The organism is Novosphingobium sp. G106 (assembly GCF_019075875.1).
GTDB lineage: Bacteria > Pseudomonadota > Alphaproteobacteria > Sphingomonadales > Sphingomonadaceae > Novosphingobium.
On record NZ_JAHOOZ010000001.1, the window covers coordinates 3337432 to 3354117 of the forward strand.

The window sequence follows — 16686 nt, forward strand, 5'->3', positions numbered from 1 at the left end:
AATTGGCTTCGGCCGCCCGCGGAGCGGCCCCCTTAGCGAAGAGGCACCGCGCTTGAAAGAGCAAAATTGAAGTCGGCGAAACTTACTGCGCCGGCGCCTGCGCCGGCGTGGGCGACAGCTGATAGCTCAGCGGTTGTGGAGCGGGTACCGGCGCGGTCCCGGTCATCATGTATTTCGCCTGCCAGGCGGCCAGGTCGACGCGGTACTGATCGAAGCTCGTGTAGAAGCGCAGGAAAACCTGCTCGATCGACGGCAGGTTGCGCGCGGCGAAGCTGTCGATATCGGCCGACTTCAGCGTTGCCGCCTCGTTGCTCATCGCCAGAGCGGCGTCGCAGAACGACGACTGCGTCGGTGGCAGCGCGAAATAGTTGTAGACCTGGGTCATGTAGAGCTCGCGCGGGGCGATGAACCGCGGGCCGAACTTCGCCTTGAATTCGTTGTCCACGGTCTTGTTGACCTGGGTCAACTTCTTGGCGTGGGTCTTGAGGAACTCGCGGTAGTTGACGAGGATCTGCGCGTGCTTGGGGTCCATGCAGTTGAGCGCGGCGACGTTGTAGGCCGAGCGCAGGTTCCAGGTGGTCTGCGCCGGCGAGATGCCGGTGTTGATCGTCTGGCGCACGCCGTAGGTGTTGATCGGCGGCGTCACGAGATTGGGCGAGGCGCCGCGCGGCGGCATCGGCTGCGGTGGGATGACGACCATCTTCGGCGGCGGCGGTGCGATCACGGGCGGGGCCTTCGGACCGCAGGCAGCCAGCGTGGAAACGAGCGCAAGAGCCGCGCCGGCCAGGATCGATTGCCGTATTTTCAAATGCTTCACTCAGCGTCACCGATGGGAAGCGCTTTCCTAGCCCGTGGCGTGCGCAAAGAAAATGCCCGGCGCGACCAATGGCGCGCCGGGCACAAGCATTTCAGCGGATTTCTTTAGCGCCAGATCTTAGCGCCATATTTCAACGACGGTCGCCGAGGATGCTGAGCAGGAACTGGAACATGTTGACGAAGTCCAGGTAGAGCGACAGCGCGCCCATGACCACAACCTTGCCCGCAAGCTCGGTGCCCTGCACGTACTGGTACTCGTTCTTGAGGCGCTGCGTGTCCCAAGCGGTGAGGCCGGCGAAGATCAGCACGCCGAGGAACGGGATCGCGGCCGCCAGACCCGGCATCGGCCAGATCATGTTGATCACCATTGCGACCAGCAGGCCGATCAGGCCCATGGTCATGAAGGTGCCCAGGCCGCTCAGGCTCTTCTTCGTGGTGTAACCCACGAGGCTGAGGCCGGCGAACGAAGCCGCCGCGGCGAAGAACGCCGTTGCGATCGAGGTGCCGGTATAGCGCACGAAGATGGTCGCCATCGAGAGGCCCATGACCGTGCAGAACGCCCAGTACAGGCCCTGCAACGTCGTGGTCTTCATACGGTTGAGGCCGAAGCTCATCGCGAAGACGAAGCCCAGCGGCGCGATCGCTAAGACCAGCCACAGCGGCGAGCGCATCATCTGTTGGCCGGCTTCAGACGAAGCGACGAGCAGCGCGACCACTCCCGAGAGCAACACGCCCGAAGCCATGTAATTGTAGATCGAAAGCATATGCCGGCGCAGGCCCTGATCGTAGGTCGCCCCGCCGATCGCCGCGCCGTTCAGGCTCGGAGACGCTCCGAAGCCCGATCTATCGAGCTGGGGGTCGTTCCAGTTGGCCATTGCAAACTCCTTTTCCCGGCCCGCACGATGCGGAATGCCGGACCCCCGCAATATCGGACCGAACAGGTAAACATTCAAGAAAAACCGGCGGAACCGATTTGTAACGAAATGTTGCTGGAGTCAGCCCAGAGTCGGCTTTCAACCGCGCGCGGCCCGCGCCATTTCAGCGCCGCGATCGGCCGCCGCGCGCAGAGTTGCTTCGATCAACTGCGCCAATGCCTTATCCGCATCGAGCACATCGAGCCCCGCCCGCGTCGTGCCGCCGGGGCTGGCGACGCGGTCGGCGAGCTGTGCCGGCGAATGCGGCGAAGCCGCGGCGAGCAGCGATGCGCCCTCAACCGTTGCCAGCGCGAGCCGCTGTGCCTGTGCAGGGTCCAGCCCCAGCGCCGAGGCGCTCGCGGCGAGTGCGTCGATGAAGCGATAGACGAAGCCCGGACCGGATCCGGCCAGCGCGGTCACCACGTCGAACAGGCTCTCGCTCGCCAGCCATTCGGGCGTACCCAGTGGCGCGAGCAGCGCGGTGACTTCAGTCCTGCCCGCGTCATCCAGCCCTTCCCCAGCCAGCGCGATCGGCGACTTGCCGATCGCCGCCGCGAGGTTCGGCATCATTCGCACCAGCGCCCCGGCATCTGGGAAACGTGCCGCAAGTGTCGCCAGCTCGACCCCGGCAAGGATCGACAGCACGGTCGTATCGCCGCGCGCAAACGGTGCGATCGACGGCGCCAGTTCGCCCAGCATCTGCGGCTTGATCCCGAGCAGCACCGCGTCGAAGGCGGCGCCCTGCGGCAGTTCGCGCAACAGCGTCACGCCAGCAGGCGCTTCGGTGAGCACGGGATCGACCACGGTGAAACCCGAGGGCGCCAGCCCGCCGGCCAGCCAGCCCGCAAGCATGGCCCCGCCCATGTTGCCGCAGCCGACGATGAGAATGGTTTCGAGCACAGTGAATCCGCTTCAAGACTTCCCAATGAAGGGAGGATAGCGCGGTGCTATCAGAGGGGGCTCTCCTCCGGGCGCCGCAAGTCTTGAGCCCTCTAAATTACTTCTCGCGTAGCCCCAGCCCGTAAGGAAAGTAAACTCAGGCCTCGCCCGCCGCGTCCACCAGCGCCGCGGCGAGCGCCTCGGCCGGCGACTTGTCGCCCCAGAGGATGAATTGGAACACCGGATAGAAGCGGTCGCATTCCTCGATCGCGGTTTCCACTGCGACCTGGGCCTGGCTGGGGCTGAGCAGGCCGTCGTCGCCGAGCATCAGCCCGTGGCGGTAAAGCACGACGCCGCCGTTCGACCAGACGTCGAAATGGCCGAGCCAGAGCTGCTCGTTGATAAGCGAGAGGACTTCGAACACGGGCCCGCGCTTCTCGTCGGTCATGCGTATGTCGGGCAGGCAGAGGATCTGCAGGACGTGGTCCTCGGACCGCCAGATCGCCTGGATCTGGTAGCTAGCCCAGGCGCCCTGGACCTCGCCGGTGATCTCATCCTCGCTTACGAACTCGTAGGTCCAGCCCCGCGCTTCGAACAGCGAGGCCAGCATGTCGACCGGAGCGGCGTCCTCGTCCCTGTTCATGATATCCTGATCTGTTCGCATGGATTGGGTACCGCCTTCGTAGTCCTGATCGTGGTCATGAACATTGCCATGCCGCTGGATGCTTCGGTCGCTGCCCCGCACACAATGGAGCCGGCGATATGGCCTGAGCAAAACTTTATAACTCTGTTAACAAAGTGTGGACAATCGAGTTGCCGCACCCCCCGTTCAGCGGCGGCGACCGCGCTTCTTCCGATCTGCTGCAGGCTCGGAATCCGCCTCTCGCCGCGTCGAGGTCCGTTCGGAAGAAGCTCTACCGCGGCGCGTCCGCGCGGTCTCCGTCGCGGCCCCACGGCGAGGCTTTTCCGTCTCGGTCGCAGCCGCGCCGCGACGCGACTTGGTCGCCGGCTTGGCCACCGGCTCGGCTGGAGCGGAGCCCAGCGAATCGACGACCTGCCCGGCAGGACTTGTCCAGACGAAGGCGCCGTCGATGTCGGCCCGGCGCAGCTGCGCGATGAAGGCATTGGCCGCGGACTCGCTCGGGAACGGGCCGGTCAGCAGGCGATTGGTCTGACCCCAGGCGCTGACGAACGATCCCTTGCCACGCAGTACCTCGGCCTTGTCGCGCGTCATGCGGCGCCAGTCGTAACCGAGCGCCGCCTTGTCGCGGCCGGTGGCGATCTGGACCCAGATGCGGCTGGGATGGCTCGGCGGCGGCGGCTTGACCGGCTCAGCGGCCTTCTTGGCGTCGGCCCGACCAGGCTTGATCCTGCGCAGGTCGACCGCACCCGCGGCCGGGGTCGCATCGGTGGTCGGCTGAGCGAATTCAGCGAAGACGTCGGCCAGGCGGCGCGGCGGGGGCGCAGGCACGGGGACCGGCCTCGCCGCGGGTGGGGGCGGTGACGGCGCGGGCGTCGGTGATGCGGCAAGCGGAGCGACGGGCGGCGCGGTGGCGGGCGCAGTCGGCGCGATGCTGAAGCCGGGCGACACGGCGAGCATACCGGAGCCGGGCCGCGGCGCCGAGGCAGCGGGTGTTGGCGGTGCCGCGGCGGGACGCGCCGGCTCGCTCGGGGTGAAACCGGGCGGCAGAGCAACCGCAGGAGCCGGCGTGGTCGCCGCAGGTCGCGACGGCTGGGTCGGCGCGAAGCCGGGCGGCAGCGTAGAAGCAGGGGTCGGCGCCGGCGTCGGGACCATGGCAACCTGCGCCACCGGAGCGGGAGAACGCGTCGACGAGGGACGCGCGATCGGAGCCGGCGTACCGGCACTGGCAGTCACCTCGCGCGCCGGCGGCGGCGGTTCGGGTGCGAGACGCGTGTTCCGGCTGATGTCGGGCACGCCGGGCATCGCGTCCAAACTCGCGGTTGCGGTCTTGCGGTCGCGGTTCCGATCCCGCCCACGCCCCTTGCGGCCCAGCGGCTCGCCCTGCGGGGTGAGCTTGGCGTCGGCCGCGGCGACGGTGGTCTGTTTGGGCGCATAGAGCGCGACCCGCGGATCATCGCGGCCGATCTCGGAAGCCCGCGGGAACTGGCCGAAATTCGCGGCTGCCGCCTGCTGGGCGTGAGTCAGCCGCGGCATGTAGCGCAGGTAGGGCGCCACGCCGGTCGCGAGTTCGGAAGGCAGGATGGTGTTGGCGATGCTCACCGCCTCCTCGGTCTGGCCCAGGATTGCCAGGACGAAGGCGCGCGTGCGCCAGGCGGCGAGATTGCGATTCTGGAGCAGCGGTGAGAGGATCAGCTCGGCATTGTGCTTGTCGCCGCTGATCGCCAGGCTGAGCGACAGCCGCCGGACCACCTCTTCGCTGGGACCACGCGCCAGTGCCTGGCGATAGAACTTCTGCGCCGCAGCGTTGTCGCCGACGAGATCGTAGGCGAGCCCACGGTCGGCGGCCAGTGCGGTGTCCATCGCACCCGCCTTCTCGGCCTCGTCGAACAGCGGGATCGCCCCGAAGGGATCGCCGTTGCGCACCATCGCCCCGGCGAGCCCCGCCTTGACCCGCGGATTGCCCGGCGAGACCTGGTCGGCGCGGCGGAAGAAGCCTGTGGCTGCGTCGACGTCGCCCATCGCCAGCGCGGCATTGCCGGCATCGATCAGCGCGGAGATATCGCGCGGGTCGCGCGCCAGGCGGCCAAGCGCCGCGTCGAGCGTCATGCCGTCGCTACTGGGAAGAGCCTGCACGACCGGCTGCGAGATCGCCGGCTGTCCGGCGGACGGCCGTGCCGTACCCTGGGTCGAACCCCGGTGCGGCACGCCTTGCGCCACTGCCTGTCCCGCTCCCGCGATGGCCAGCAACGACGCCAATGCGCCAAGCCTGTATGCCTTCAGCATCCGTCCGTTACCCATGGCGCGCGCGACTCCAGGCCGGGCGAGCCGGCCCGAGCTTATCTTATTTTCGATGCATTCGCCGAGATGAACCGCGGACGAACGACCCTACTGGTTGTTCTGACGCCCGAGGAAGCGCGGGATGGAGATCGCGGAACCGTCGTCCTCGTCGTCATCGCTTTCCTCGGCCGCGGCGGGCTTCACCCCGCGCGACAGATTGGCCATGCGCTCGAACAGCGTATTGCCCGCGACGGGACCCTTGCCGCCGCCGGCACCCGGCGCCCCGACCGGCTTGCGCCGCGTCACCAGCGGCGAGACGGGAGCATCTTCCTCTGCCAGGCGGTTGGCGTTCTGCAGCAGATCGTCCTGCGCGCTCTCCGCCTCGTCAACCTGGTCGAGACCGAGATCCAGCGCATCCCCGCGGCCGGCGCGGACACCGGTGAGGCTGGCATAACCGGCCTGGGTCACGTCTTCCTCGGCGCCAGCATCCTCGTCGGTCAGCTCGAAGGCTTCGGCTTCCTCGGCAAAACCGTCGAGATCGAGGTCGTTGGCCACGGGCGTTTCCTCGGCCACTGCCGCGATCGGCTCGGGCTCGGAGGCCAGCGGCACCGCTGCCGGCGCGGGCTGGAACACCGGCTCGGGAGCAGGCGCCGGCGCCACGATTGCCGGGCGGATCGGGCCGCGCGAGGCCGTGAGGTTGAGCGGACGCGCGGCGATCTCGGCCATCTCGGCGCTCTGCTCGATGCCGGTGGCGACGACCGAAACGCGGATCTTGCCCTGGAGGTCGGGATTGAAGGCCGAACCCCAGATGATGTTCGCGTTGGGATCGACCAGCTCGCGGATGTGGTTCGCCGCTTCGTCGACTTCGAGCAGCTTCATGTCGTCGCCGCCGATGATCGAGATGATGACGCCCTTGGCGCCCTGCATCGAAACGCCGTCGAGCAGCGGATTGGCGATCGCACGTTCCGCGGCTTCGAGCGCGCGGTTCTCGCCCTGGCCTTCGCCGGTGCCCATCATCGCCTTGCCCATCTCGCCCATGACCGAGCGAACGTCGGCGAAGTCGAGGTTGATCAGGCCCGGCATGACCATGAGGTCGGTGATCGAGCGGACGCCCTGCTGGAGCACTTCGTCCGCGAGGGTGAAGGCTTCCTTGAACGTGGTCTCTGCCTTGGCGACGAGGAACAGGTTCTGGTTGGGAATGACGATCAGCGTGTCGACGTGGCGCTGCAGTTCCTCGATGCCGGCTTCGGCCGAACGCATGCGGCGGGTGCCTTCGAACAGGAACGGCTTGGTGACGACGCCGACGGTCAGAACGCCCTTGTCGCGCGCGGCCTTGGCGATGACCGGCGCCGCGCCGGTGCCCGTGCCGCCGCCCATGCCCGCGGCGATGAAGCACATGTGCACGCCTTCGAGCGCGCGATCGATCTCGGCGAGGCTTTCTTCGGCCGCGGCCTTGCCCACTTCGGGACGGGCGCCCGCACCGAGCCCCTTGGTGATGTCCGTGCCCAGCTGGATACGATGCTCGGCGATCGAGTTGTTGAGCGACTGCGCGTCGGTGTTGGCCACGACGAAGTCGACGCCTTCGATCTCGGCGTTGATCATGTTGGCGATGGCGTTGCCGCCAGCACCGCCGACACCGATCACGGTGATGCGGGGACGAAGTTCTTCGATGGCGGGCGGGCCAATATTGATGCTCATTGCTCTACTCCCGGCAGGCGAGCGAAAGGGAATTCCGATCCCTGCAAATTGCACGCTTCGACTCGTCGAATCAAAGGCGGTTTAACCATTGTCCACAGCCGGATGTCGCCCACCACGCCAGCCTAAAAATATTCCTTCACCGCGCGATACACACGGTTCACCAATCCGAGCCCGCCATAGCGCAATGTCGGCTGATAACTCGGGCCGATCGCGCGGATGTCGACGGGGTCGGCCGCAGCATAGAGTACCAGCCCCGCGAGCGTTGCGAACCCCGGCTTGAGGTGCGTTTCAGCCAGACCGGTCAGTGCGGGCGCCTTGCCGATGCGCACCGGCTTGCCCAGCGCCGCCTGGGCATAGTCGGCAAGGCCGACGAGCTCCGCGCCGCCGCCCGTGAGCACGACCTGCTGGCCGCGCTGGCTGGTGAAGCCGAGGCCTTTCAAGGCCTTGTTGACCTCCTCCATCAGCCGGCCGAGCTGGCCGGTGATGACCGAGACGAGCTCCGCGCGCGGAATGCGGTTCTTGTCGTCTGCATGGCGCGCGATCGGTCCCGTGCCTTCCTCGCCCGGCGCGTTGACCGGGATCATCTCGCGGTGGTCGGTCGGGCTGGCGATGGCCGAGCCATTGACGCATTTCAACCGCTCGGCCTGGAAGCGGCGGATGCCGAAGCACGATGCGATGGCATCGGTGATGTCGCCCGAGCCGATCGGGATCGAAGCCATGCCGATCAGCATGCCCGAGAAATAGACCGAGACGTTGGTCACTTCCGAACCGATCTCGACGAGGCCGACGCCGAGGTCGCGCTCCTCCGGCGAGAGGCAGGCATGGCCGGCGGCGATCGGCGAACCGACTACCGCCTCGACGTCGAGGTGCGCGTTCTGGACGGCCTCGGTCAGATTGCGGATAGGCGCGCCGTCCGCCAACATGACGTGGATATCGACGCCCAGCCGCTCGGCATGGAGCCCGCGGGGATTGGCGACGCCGTGCGCGCCGTCGAGCGTGTAGTGAGCCGGCTGGGCGTGAAGCACCATGCGCCCTTCGGGCTGGATCACGTCGCGGCCGGCAACCAGCAGGTGGTCGATGTCGTCCTGCTCGATCCGGCGCCCGCCGATGTCGACCTCGACCTGCGCAACCTGGCTGGCGAGCCCGGCACCCGAGCAGCCGATCCAGACCGACGAGACGCTGGTATTGGCCATCCGCTCGGCCCGCTCGATCGCGTCGCGCACTGCGTAAGTGGCTGCGGTCATGTCGGTGACGTAGCCGCGCTTGATCCCCTGGCTGGCGCGGTGGCCCGAGCCGAGGACGATCATCTCGCCTGTTTCGGATATCCCGGCGATCATCGCCGAGATGCGGAAAGAGCCCATGTTGACCGCACCGAAGACGCGGCTGATACGGGGCGTGGCCATTAGTCTATTTCCTCCTTGGCGGAAGCGGTCTTCTTGGCGGCTGACGCGGCCTTCGTCGCGGCCGGCGTCGCATCGGCGGTCTTGGTGGTCGTGGCCTTGCTCGAAGCCGGCTTGGCATCGCCGGACTCACTGGCCTTGGGCTTGGCGCCGAGTTCCTCGTCCTTGCCGCGGTCGGGCACGCGCAGATAGATGCGGTCCGAAGCGCGCATGTCGAAGGCGGCGACCCGGCCGCCGAGCAGACGGTTGGTGCCGTCGAGCCGAGCGAAGGACATCAACGCCTTGGCCGAAGCCTGCTCGCCTTCGGGTAGCGCGAGGACCTGGCCGGTCTTGAAGGTGATGTTCCAGCGGCGGTTGCCGACCCATTCGGCCTCGCGCACCTGTGGATTGAGCGCCGGCGCCGCCTCGAGCAACTGCGACAGCGCCACCACCTGCTTGCCCGCGCCCGGCCCGCCGACCACGAGCATGCCCTTGGCGCGCTCGGCGCTGACCGGCTCGAGCTCGTTGCCCTCGGCATCGATCAGAACCAGGCGGCCGGGCTTCCTGAGCACGGCATGCGGCACGCGCTCGACGATATCGATCACCAGCGTATCGGGCAGCTGGCGCGAAACCCGCGCATCCTGCACCCACGAGAGCTGCAGCAGTTCCTCGCGCAGCGCGGCGATATCTACCAGCGGCATGGCCTGGTTGCGCTCGGCGAGAACGCGCTCGTAGATCTTGAGCTCGTTGAGATGCTTGACTCCGCGCACGTCGACGCGGCGCACCTCGAAGCCCGCATCGCCGGCGACCTGGGCGAGCTGTTGCCCAGCCATGGCCGGCAGGCCGGCGAAGCCCGCGACGAACCAGGCGAGCGCTGCCGCGCCACCGAGGATCACCGCGAGGAAAATGCGGTGGAGCTGCTCCTCGCTGAACGGTATCCAGGCCATGATCCGATCGAACACCGAACCGGTCCGCGCCTTTGCGGTGCGCACCTTGCGCGCCGTGCCCTGCTGCGCGGCGACCTTGCGCGCCGTGGGAGCCTTGCGCTTGAGTGTCTGCGCGCTCATGCGGCCCTCGCTTTGGCGTCTTCGAGCGCTTCGGCGATGATCGCCTCGACGAGATCGGCATAATCCATGCCTAGGTGCCGCGCCTGCTCGGGCACGAGGCTGAGCGGAGTCATCCCGGGCTGCGTGTTCACTTCGAGCAGGAACAGGCCCTCGACGCCCTGGCTGTCGTCCCAGCGGAAGTCCGACCGGCTGGTACCGCGGCAGCCGAGCAGGCGATGCGCCTGGAGCGCGATCGACTTGCAGGCCTCGGTGATCTCGTCGGGAATCTCGGCCGGGCAGATGTGGTCGGTCATGCCGTCGGTGTACTTGGCGTCGAAGTCGTAAAAGCCCGACTTGGGCTTGAGCTCGGTCACCAGCAGCGCCTTGTCGGCGAGCACCGCGGTGGTCAGTTCCTTGCCGCGGATGAACGGCTCGGCAAGCAGGCTATCAAACTCCTGCCAGGGGCCCTTGGCCTCGGCGCTAATCGGATTGCCGTAGTTGCCCTCGGCGGTGACGATGGCCACGCCGACCGACGAGCCCTCGTTGACCGGCTTCAGCACATAGGGTCGCGGCAGGGGATCACGCTCATAGAGCTCAGCGGTCTCGACGATGCGGCCGCCGGGCATCGGCACGCCATGCGGCACCAGCGTCTGCTTGGTCAGTTCCTTGTCGATCGCAATGACCGAGGTGGCGAGCCCCGAATGGGTATAGGTCAGGCCCATCAGGTCCATCATGCCCTGGACCGTGCCGTCTTCGCCCGGCGTACCGTGGAGCGCGTTGAACACGACGTCGGGCTTGGCTTCGGCGAGCTTGAGCGCGACATCACGGCCCATGTCGACACGGGTGACCTTGTGGCCCTTGGACTCGAGCGCCTTCGCCACGCCCTCGCCGCTCATCAGCGAAACCGGGCGCTCGCTGGACCAGCCGCCCATCAGAACCGCGACATGAAGCTTACCGAGGCTCACTTGTTACCTACCCTTTGAATTTCCCATTCGAGTTCAACACCCGAGTTTTCCTTCACTCGGCGCCGCACCTCGTCGCCCAGACCTTCGATGTCGGCGCTGCTGGCATCGCCCATGTTGATCAGGAAGTTGGTGTGCTTCTCGCTCACCTGCGCGCCGCCCAAAGCGAAGCCGCGGCAGCCGGCCGCATCGACCAGTTCCCAGGCCTTGTGACCGGGCGGGTTCTTGAAGGTCGAACCGCCGGTCTTCGAGCGCAGCGGCTGCGAGGCTTCGCGGGATTCGGCGATGCGGTCCATCTCGGCCTGGATCGCCGCGGGTTCGCCGGGCTTCCCGCGGAACCGCGCGGCGACGACGATGGCGCCTTCGGGCAATTCGGAATGGCGGTAGGTATAGTGGAGATCGGCGACGGGCAGCGTCTTGAGTTCGCCCGAGCGCAGGACCACGTCGCAGTCGATCAGGATATCCTTGACCTCGCCGCCATAGGCGCCGCCGTTCATCCGCACGAAGCCGCCGACGGTGCCGGGGATCGAGCGCAGGAATTCGACGCCGGCGATGCCCGCGTCGCGCGCGGTCGAGGATACCAGGATGCCGCTGGCACCGCCGCCGCAGTTGAGCGTGACTTCGTCCACGGCCTCGACCTTGGCGAAGGCCTTGCCGAGCCGCACGACAACGCCGGGCACGCCGCCGTCACGGACGATCAGGTTGGAACCTAGCCCGAGCGCCATGACTGGTGTCGCGGGATCGAGATCGCACAGGAAGCCCTGCAGGTCGGTGAGGTCCTTGGGTTCGAACAGCCACTCGGCCGCACCGCCCGCCTTGAACCAGACCAGCGGCGCGAGCGGAGCGTTCTGCGTCAGCTTGCCCGCAGCGCGGGGAAGCGCATCGGCCATCATGCGGGCCTCCGCTTGCCGACTGCGTCGGCCAGGCCCGCGGCCCACTTGGTGATGTCACCCGCGCCGAGGCAGACGACCATGTCGCCGTCCTGCAGGCTTTCAGCGAGCACATCGGCCAGGGCGTCGGCGCCGGCGATCACCTGGGCGGAACGGTGCCCGCGGTCCTTCATCCCGACGACCATCGCATCCGAGGTGATGCCCTCGATCGGCTGCTCACCCGCGGCATAAACCGGCGCGGCATAGACAATGTCAGCGTCGTTGAAGGCGGCCTGGAAGTCTTCCATGTGGTCGCGCAAACGGGTGAAGCGGTGCGGCTGGACCACGGCAATGACCCTGCCCTTCACGCCCTCGCGCGCGGCGGCGAGCACAGCCCGGATCTCGACCGGATGGTGGCCGTAGTCGTCGATGATCGCGGCGCCGGCTACTTCGCCGACCTTCGTGAACCGCCGCTTGACCCCGGCGAAGTTGCCGAAGCCGGTGCGGATGACCTCGTCGGTACAGCCCATCTCGGCCGCGACGGCGACCGCGGCGAGCGCGTTCTGGACGTTGTGGCGGCCGGGCATCGGCAGTTCGATGCCTTCGATCCGGCGGAAGCTGCCGTCGCGCTGGCGCAGCGCCACGTCGAAGCGGTTGCCGCCCGGCACCGGCGTCACCGCCTCGCCGCGCACATCGGCCTGGGCCGAGAAGCCGTAGGTTATGACCCGGCGGTCGCGGACCTTGGGGATTACCGCCTGGACTTCGGGATGGTCGATGCAGAGCACCGCCGCGCCATAGAACGGCACGTTCTCGATGAATTCGACGAAGCTCTCCTTCACCCGCTCAAACGAGCCGTAGTGGTCGAGATGCTCGGGATCGATGTTGGTGACGACCGCGATCGTCCCGTCGAGCCGCAGGAACGAGCCGTCGCTCTCGTCGGCCTCGACCACCATCCAGTCGCTCGCGCCGAGACGTGCGTTCGAGCCGTAGGAGTTGATGATGCCGCCGTTGATCACGGTCGGGTCGATCCCGCCCGCGTCGAGCAGGCAGGCGACCATCGAGGTCGTCGTGGTCTTGCCGTGGGTGCCGGCCACGGCGACGGTGTTCTTGAGCCGCATCAGCTCGGCCAGCATCTCGGCGCGGCGGACGACGGGAACGCGGTGCTCGAGCGCGGCGACCACTTCGGGATTGTCGCGCTTCACGGCGGTAGAGGTGACGACCACCGCGGCATCGCCGATGTTCTCGGCGGCGTGGCCGATCATCACCTTGATGCCGCGCTTGCGCAGGCCTTCGACGACATAGCCCTCGGCGATATCAGATCCCTGCACGGTATAGCCGAGGTTGTTCATCACCTCGGCAATGCCCGACATGCCGATGCCGCCGATGCCGACGAAATGAATCGTGCCGATTTCAGTGCCGACGCCCTTCACTCGGCGGTCTCCAGCGCCAGCGCTTCCTGGCCCGAGGGCGTAGGCTGGTTGGCCACGCGGATCACGTCCATCAGCGGTGCGCCACCGAAGCTTTCGACGAGGTCGGCGAGGTCCGAAGCAGCGCGGGGATAGCCGCAGTTCCACGCGGCATGTGCGGCATTGGCCAGGGTCTCGGGATGCTGGGCCATCGCCTGGATCTGCTTGGCGAGCTCGGCGCCGGTGAACTTCTCCTGCCGGATCGCGCGCGCGCCACCCGAAGCGGCCATCTCGCGGGCGTTGGCCGTCTGGTGGTCGTCGGTGGCGATCGGCAGCGGCACGAGGATCGCCGGGCGGCCCACTGCGGTCAGTTCGGCGATGGTCGAGGCGCCGGCGCGGCCGATGAACAGGTGCGCGTCGGCGAGGCGCTGGGCCATGTCCTCGAAATAGGTACCGAGCTCTGCAGGGATGTCATGCCCGGCATAGCGCGCGCGAACCGCTTCAATATCCTCGGGCCGGCACTGCTGGATCACCTGCAAGCGCGCGCGCAGCGCGGGCTGCAGCATCGACAGGCCATCGGGCACGACTTCGGACAGCACCCGCGCGCCCTGGCTACCGCCGGTCACGAGAACACGCAGCAGGCCGTCGGCGGTGAAGGCGGGGAACGGACGCTCGCGCAAGGCAAGCACGTCGTCGCGCACCGGATTGCCGACGAGGTGGACCTTCTCGGCGAGCTTGGGCGAAAGCCGGTCGACCTCGCGGTAGGCAGTGGCGACGGCGTCGACCCTGCCGGCGAGAAACCGATTCACTCGGCCGAGCACTGCGTTCTGCTCGTGGATCAGGCTCGGATCTTAGCAGAGGTCGCGGCGAGCAGCGCGGGCAGCGCCGGATAGCCGCCGAAGCCGACCACGGCCGAAGGCTCGAAGCTCTCGAACAGGCGCAGCGCCATGCGTCGGCCTTCGAGGATGCCCTTGATGCCCTTGATCCAGCTCAGCGGGTTCTTTCCCTGCAGGCGCCCGGCCGGCAGCACGTGCGCGGTCAGCGAGGCGGGCTTGCCGGGGATCGCGGCGCCACGCTCGTCGGTGATCAGCGCGACATGATGCCCGCGCCGTTCGAGTTCGGTCGCCAGCGCGAAAGCGGGGATCAGGTGTCCCCCGGTGCCGCCCGCGGCGAGCACATAGTGGCGGCTGACCGCACTCATTTTCTTGCTCCGTGGTCGCGCGCGCCGAGGTCCCTCGGACTCAGGCCCTCACGCGTGATGAAGGGATTGCGCCGCGTGATCGCCAGCAGGAAGCCGACGCCGAGGCAGAGGGCGACCGTCGAGGAGCCGCCGTAGGAGATCAGCGGGAGGGTCATGCCCTTCGACGGGAACAGTTGCAGGTTCACCAGGATATTGATGAAAGCCTGCCCGCCGAGCTGCGCGGTAAGCCCGGTAGCGGCGAGAACGGTGAAGAGGTCTTCCTCTTCCACCAGCCGCAGCAGCACGCGCACGATGATCGCGAGATAGAGCAGCACGATCACAGCGCAGACCCAGAGGCCGAATTCCTCGCCGATCACCGAAAAGATATAGTCGGTATGCGCCTCGGGCAGCGCCAGCTTGCGCGTGCCGAGCCAGAGCCCGCTGCCCGTCCAGCCGCCCGCCAGCAAGGTGCGCTGCGCGAGGTCGACCTGGTCGAAAGCCGTGCCACCGCCGAGGAAGGCGTCGATGCGGTGGCGGGCGTTGTCGTAGAGCAGGTAGGTCGCGACCATCGCGGCGACGCCGGCGCCACCGGCAATGCCGATGCGCCGTACCGAAATGCCCGACAGCAGCACGAGGACGAACCAGACCGAAGCGAACAGGATGGTCGAGCCGAAGTCCGGCTGGAGCATCAGCAGCCCGCCGACCAGCCCCATGATGCCGACGCTGATCGAGATCACCGGGATATTGGGATCGCGCACGCGCCAAGACAGGATCCAGGCAAGCCCGATCGCGAAGGCGGGCTTGAGGAATTCCGATGGCTGCAGCGAAATGCCCAGGTTGAGCCAGCGCCGCGCACCGTTCACTTCGCTGCCGACCACGGGCACGAGTGCAAGGCCGACCAGCATGGCCGCGCCGAGCACGATGCCCGCGCGGCGTGCGGCGTCCTTGGGCAAGCACGAAGCACCCAGCATCACCAGCAGGCCGATCGCCTGCCAGCGCAGGTGGAGAATGAAGAAATGCAGGTCGTCGAGATGCGCTGCCGCGGTCGACAGGCGCCGCGCGCTCGCCGGGGAGGCGGCGGCGACAGCAGCCGTGCCGATCGCCATGACCGAGAGGATCAGCGTCAGCAGCACACGGTCGATCTCGCGCCACCAGATGGTGAATTCGCTGCGGCGGTTGCGGCGATAGCGCTGGCGGGCCTGCGCTCCATTCTGCGCGGGCGCCGGGCCGACGCCAGGAATGAGAGGGGGATGGGTTGCCATCAGCAGGGCGACTCCCCGGTGCTGTCGGGATTGGTCAGGGCCTCGACGATCTGGCGGAAGTTGTCACCGCGCGCCTCGTAGTCGCGAAACTGGTCGAAGCTGGCGCAGGCGGGCGAAAGCATGACGATGTCGCCGGGATGGGCAGCCTCGATCGCCTCGCGAATGGCCTCGCACATCATTTCGCTGCGCCGCACGGGCATGTGCGGGGCGAGCAGATCGGCAAAGAGCGGGCCGGCATCGCCTATCGTATAGGCTGCGGCGACATTGCCGAAATAGGGCGCGCAGTCGTCGAGGTCGTCGCCCTTGGGCAGGCCGCCGACGATCCAGTGAATCCGACGCTCCGGCCTCGGCGGGAAGGCGGCCAGCGCCGGCGCGGCAGAGGCGGGATTGGTCGCCTTGCTGTCGTTGATGAACAGCACGCCGCCCACTTCGGCGACGCGCTCCATGCGGTGCGGCAGCCCGCGAAACGTCGGCACCGCTGCCTGCCATTGCGCACGCGTCACGCCCAGAGCCTCGACGATGGCGACCGCGGCAGCGGCATTCTGGAGATTGTGCGGGCCCTGCAGCGAGGGCCAGTTCGGTTGCAGCTCAAGCAGGTCCTCGCCGGTGACGCGGTGGACGCGATCGGCGCTGCGGCGGCCGGCTTCCCAGCCGGCGATCGCCGCGGTCTCGGCATCACCGACACCGAAGACGGCATCATGATCGACCCGCTGCATGGCAAACAGCCGTGCCTTGGAGGCGGCATAGGCGGCGAAATCGGCATAGCGGTCGAGATGATCGGGCGTGAGGTTGAGCAGCGCGGCGACCTCGCAGTCGAGACTGTGCGTCAGGTCGATCTGATAACTGGACAGTTCGAGCACATAGACGCCGCCGGCCTGGAGCGGCTTCTGGCCGAGGATCGGCAAGCCGATGTTGCCGCCCATTCGCGCCGGGATCGCCGCGCTCTGCAGCAGATGATGGACCAGCGCGGTCGTGGTCGACTTGCCGTTGGTGCCGGTGATGCCGACGACGCGGTGCGCCGGCAGGCTGGGCCGGGCGCGGGCGAACAGCTCGATGTCGCCGATCACCGGGACGCCGTAGAGTGCTGCCGCTTCGGCGATCGGGTGGCGGTTGAGCGGTACGCCGGGCGAGACGACGACCCCGGCATAGCCGGTCAGGTCGATGCCTACGGGGTCGGCCAGATCGACGCCACTGCGGCCCACCAGGACCTGGCGCGGCTCCTCGCGGCTGTCCCAGGCGGTCACGGTTGCGCCGCTCGCCAGCAAGGCTTCGACCGCGGTCAGGCCCGAACGGGCAAGACCGAGGACCGCGAAGCGTTTACCGGCGAAGGCGTCCGAGACGATCATAGCGCCCGG

At 67.7% G+C, this 16686-nt stretch carries 13 protein-coding genes and 1 pseudogene; all 14 read right to left on the reverse strand.

All coding sequences use genetic code 11. From position 1 onward, the window contains the following. Positions 1-82: 82 nt before the first annotated feature. Entirely contained in the window at positions 83-817 is a 735-nt protein-coding gene (locus KRR38_RS15900) for a hypothetical protein (protein WP_217403345.1), read from the reverse strand. A 130-nt stretch (positions 818-947) separates the two neighbouring features. Next, positions 948-1691 (reverse strand): Bax inhibitor-1/YccA family protein, encoded by a 744-nt coding sequence (locus KRR38_RS15905; RefSeq protein WP_217403347.1) that lies wholly within the window; start codon positions 1689-1691, stop codon positions 948-950. A 138-nt stretch (positions 1692-1829) separates the two neighbouring features. Then, positions 1830-2594: a pyrroline-5-carboxylate reductase gene (locus KRR38_RS15910; protein WP_254515433.1), complete on the reverse strand. Its 765-nt coding sequence runs from the start codon at positions 2592-2594 to the stop codon at positions 1830-1832. Between the two features lie 172 nt (positions 2595-2766). Beyond that, positions 2767-3252, reverse strand: a complete 486-nt coding sequence (locus KRR38_RS15915; RefSeq protein WP_254514831.1) for a YbjN domain-containing protein — start codon at positions 3250-3252, stop codon at positions 2767-2769. Between the two features lie 186 nt (positions 3253-3438). Next, a complete protein-coding gene (locus tag KRR38_RS15920) occupies positions 3439-5535 on the reverse strand; it encodes an SPOR domain-containing protein (RefSeq protein WP_217403357.1) in 2097 nt (698 codons plus the stop codon). Between the two features lie 102 nt (positions 5536-5637). Then, a complete protein-coding gene (ftsZ, locus tag KRR38_RS15925) occupies positions 5638-7227 on the reverse strand; it encodes a cell division protein FtsZ (RefSeq protein ID WP_217403358.1) in 1590 nt (529 codons plus the stop codon). 122 nt (positions 7228-7349) lie between these two features. Continuing rightward, complete coding sequence (gene ftsA, locus KRR38_RS15930; protein WP_217403360.1) at positions 7350-8630, reverse strand: cell division protein FtsA; 1281 nt, start codon at positions 8628-8630, stop codon at positions 7350-7352. Further along, positions 8630-9673, reverse strand: a complete 1044-nt coding sequence (locus KRR38_RS15935; RefSeq protein WP_217403362.1) for a cell division protein FtsQ/DivIB — start codon at positions 9671-9673, stop codon at positions 8630-8632. Before KRR38_RS15935 ends, ftsA begins: the two co-directional genes overlap by 1 nt. After that, positions 9670-10617 (reverse strand): D-alanine--D-alanine ligase, encoded by a 948-nt coding sequence (locus tag KRR38_RS15940; RefSeq protein WP_217403364.1) that lies wholly within the window; start codon positions 10615-10617, stop codon positions 9670-9672. The genes KRR38_RS15935 and KRR38_RS15940 overlap by 4 nt, the downstream gene beginning before the upstream one ends. Then, complete coding sequence (murB, locus tag KRR38_RS15945) at positions 10614-11507, reverse strand: UDP-N-acetylmuramate dehydrogenase (RefSeq protein WP_375293421.1); 894 nt, start codon at positions 11505-11507, stop codon at positions 10614-10616. The genes KRR38_RS15940 and murB overlap by 4 nt, the downstream gene beginning before the upstream one ends. Further along, positions 11504-12913, reverse strand: coding sequence for a UDP-N-acetylmuramate--L-alanine ligase (gene murC, locus KRR38_RS15950; protein ID WP_217403365.1), 1410 nt, complete (start codon positions 12911-12913; stop codon positions 11504-11506). The genes murB and murC overlap by 4 nt, the downstream gene beginning before the upstream one ends. Continuing rightward, a pseudogene (murG, locus tag KRR38_RS15955) lies at positions 12910-14090 on the reverse strand (undecaprenyldiphospho-muramoylpentapeptide beta-N-acetylglucosaminyltransferase). The gene murC and the pseudogene murG overlap by 4 nt, the downstream one beginning before the upstream one ends. Beyond that, positions 14087-15331 (reverse strand): FtsW/RodA/SpoVE family cell cycle protein, encoded by a 1245-nt coding sequence (locus KRR38_RS15960; protein ID WP_217403367.1) that lies wholly within the window; start codon positions 15329-15331, stop codon positions 14087-14089. Before KRR38_RS15960 ends, murG begins: the two are co-directional and overlap by 4 nt. After that, on the reverse strand, positions 15331-16677 hold the full coding sequence (murD, locus tag KRR38_RS15965; protein WP_217403376.1) for a UDP-N-acetylmuramoyl-L-alanine--D-glutamate ligase: 1347 nt from the start codon (positions 16675-16677) through the stop codon (positions 15331-15333). The genes KRR38_RS15960 and murD overlap by 1 nt, the downstream gene beginning before the upstream one ends. Positions 16678-16686: the final 9 nt, after the last annotated feature.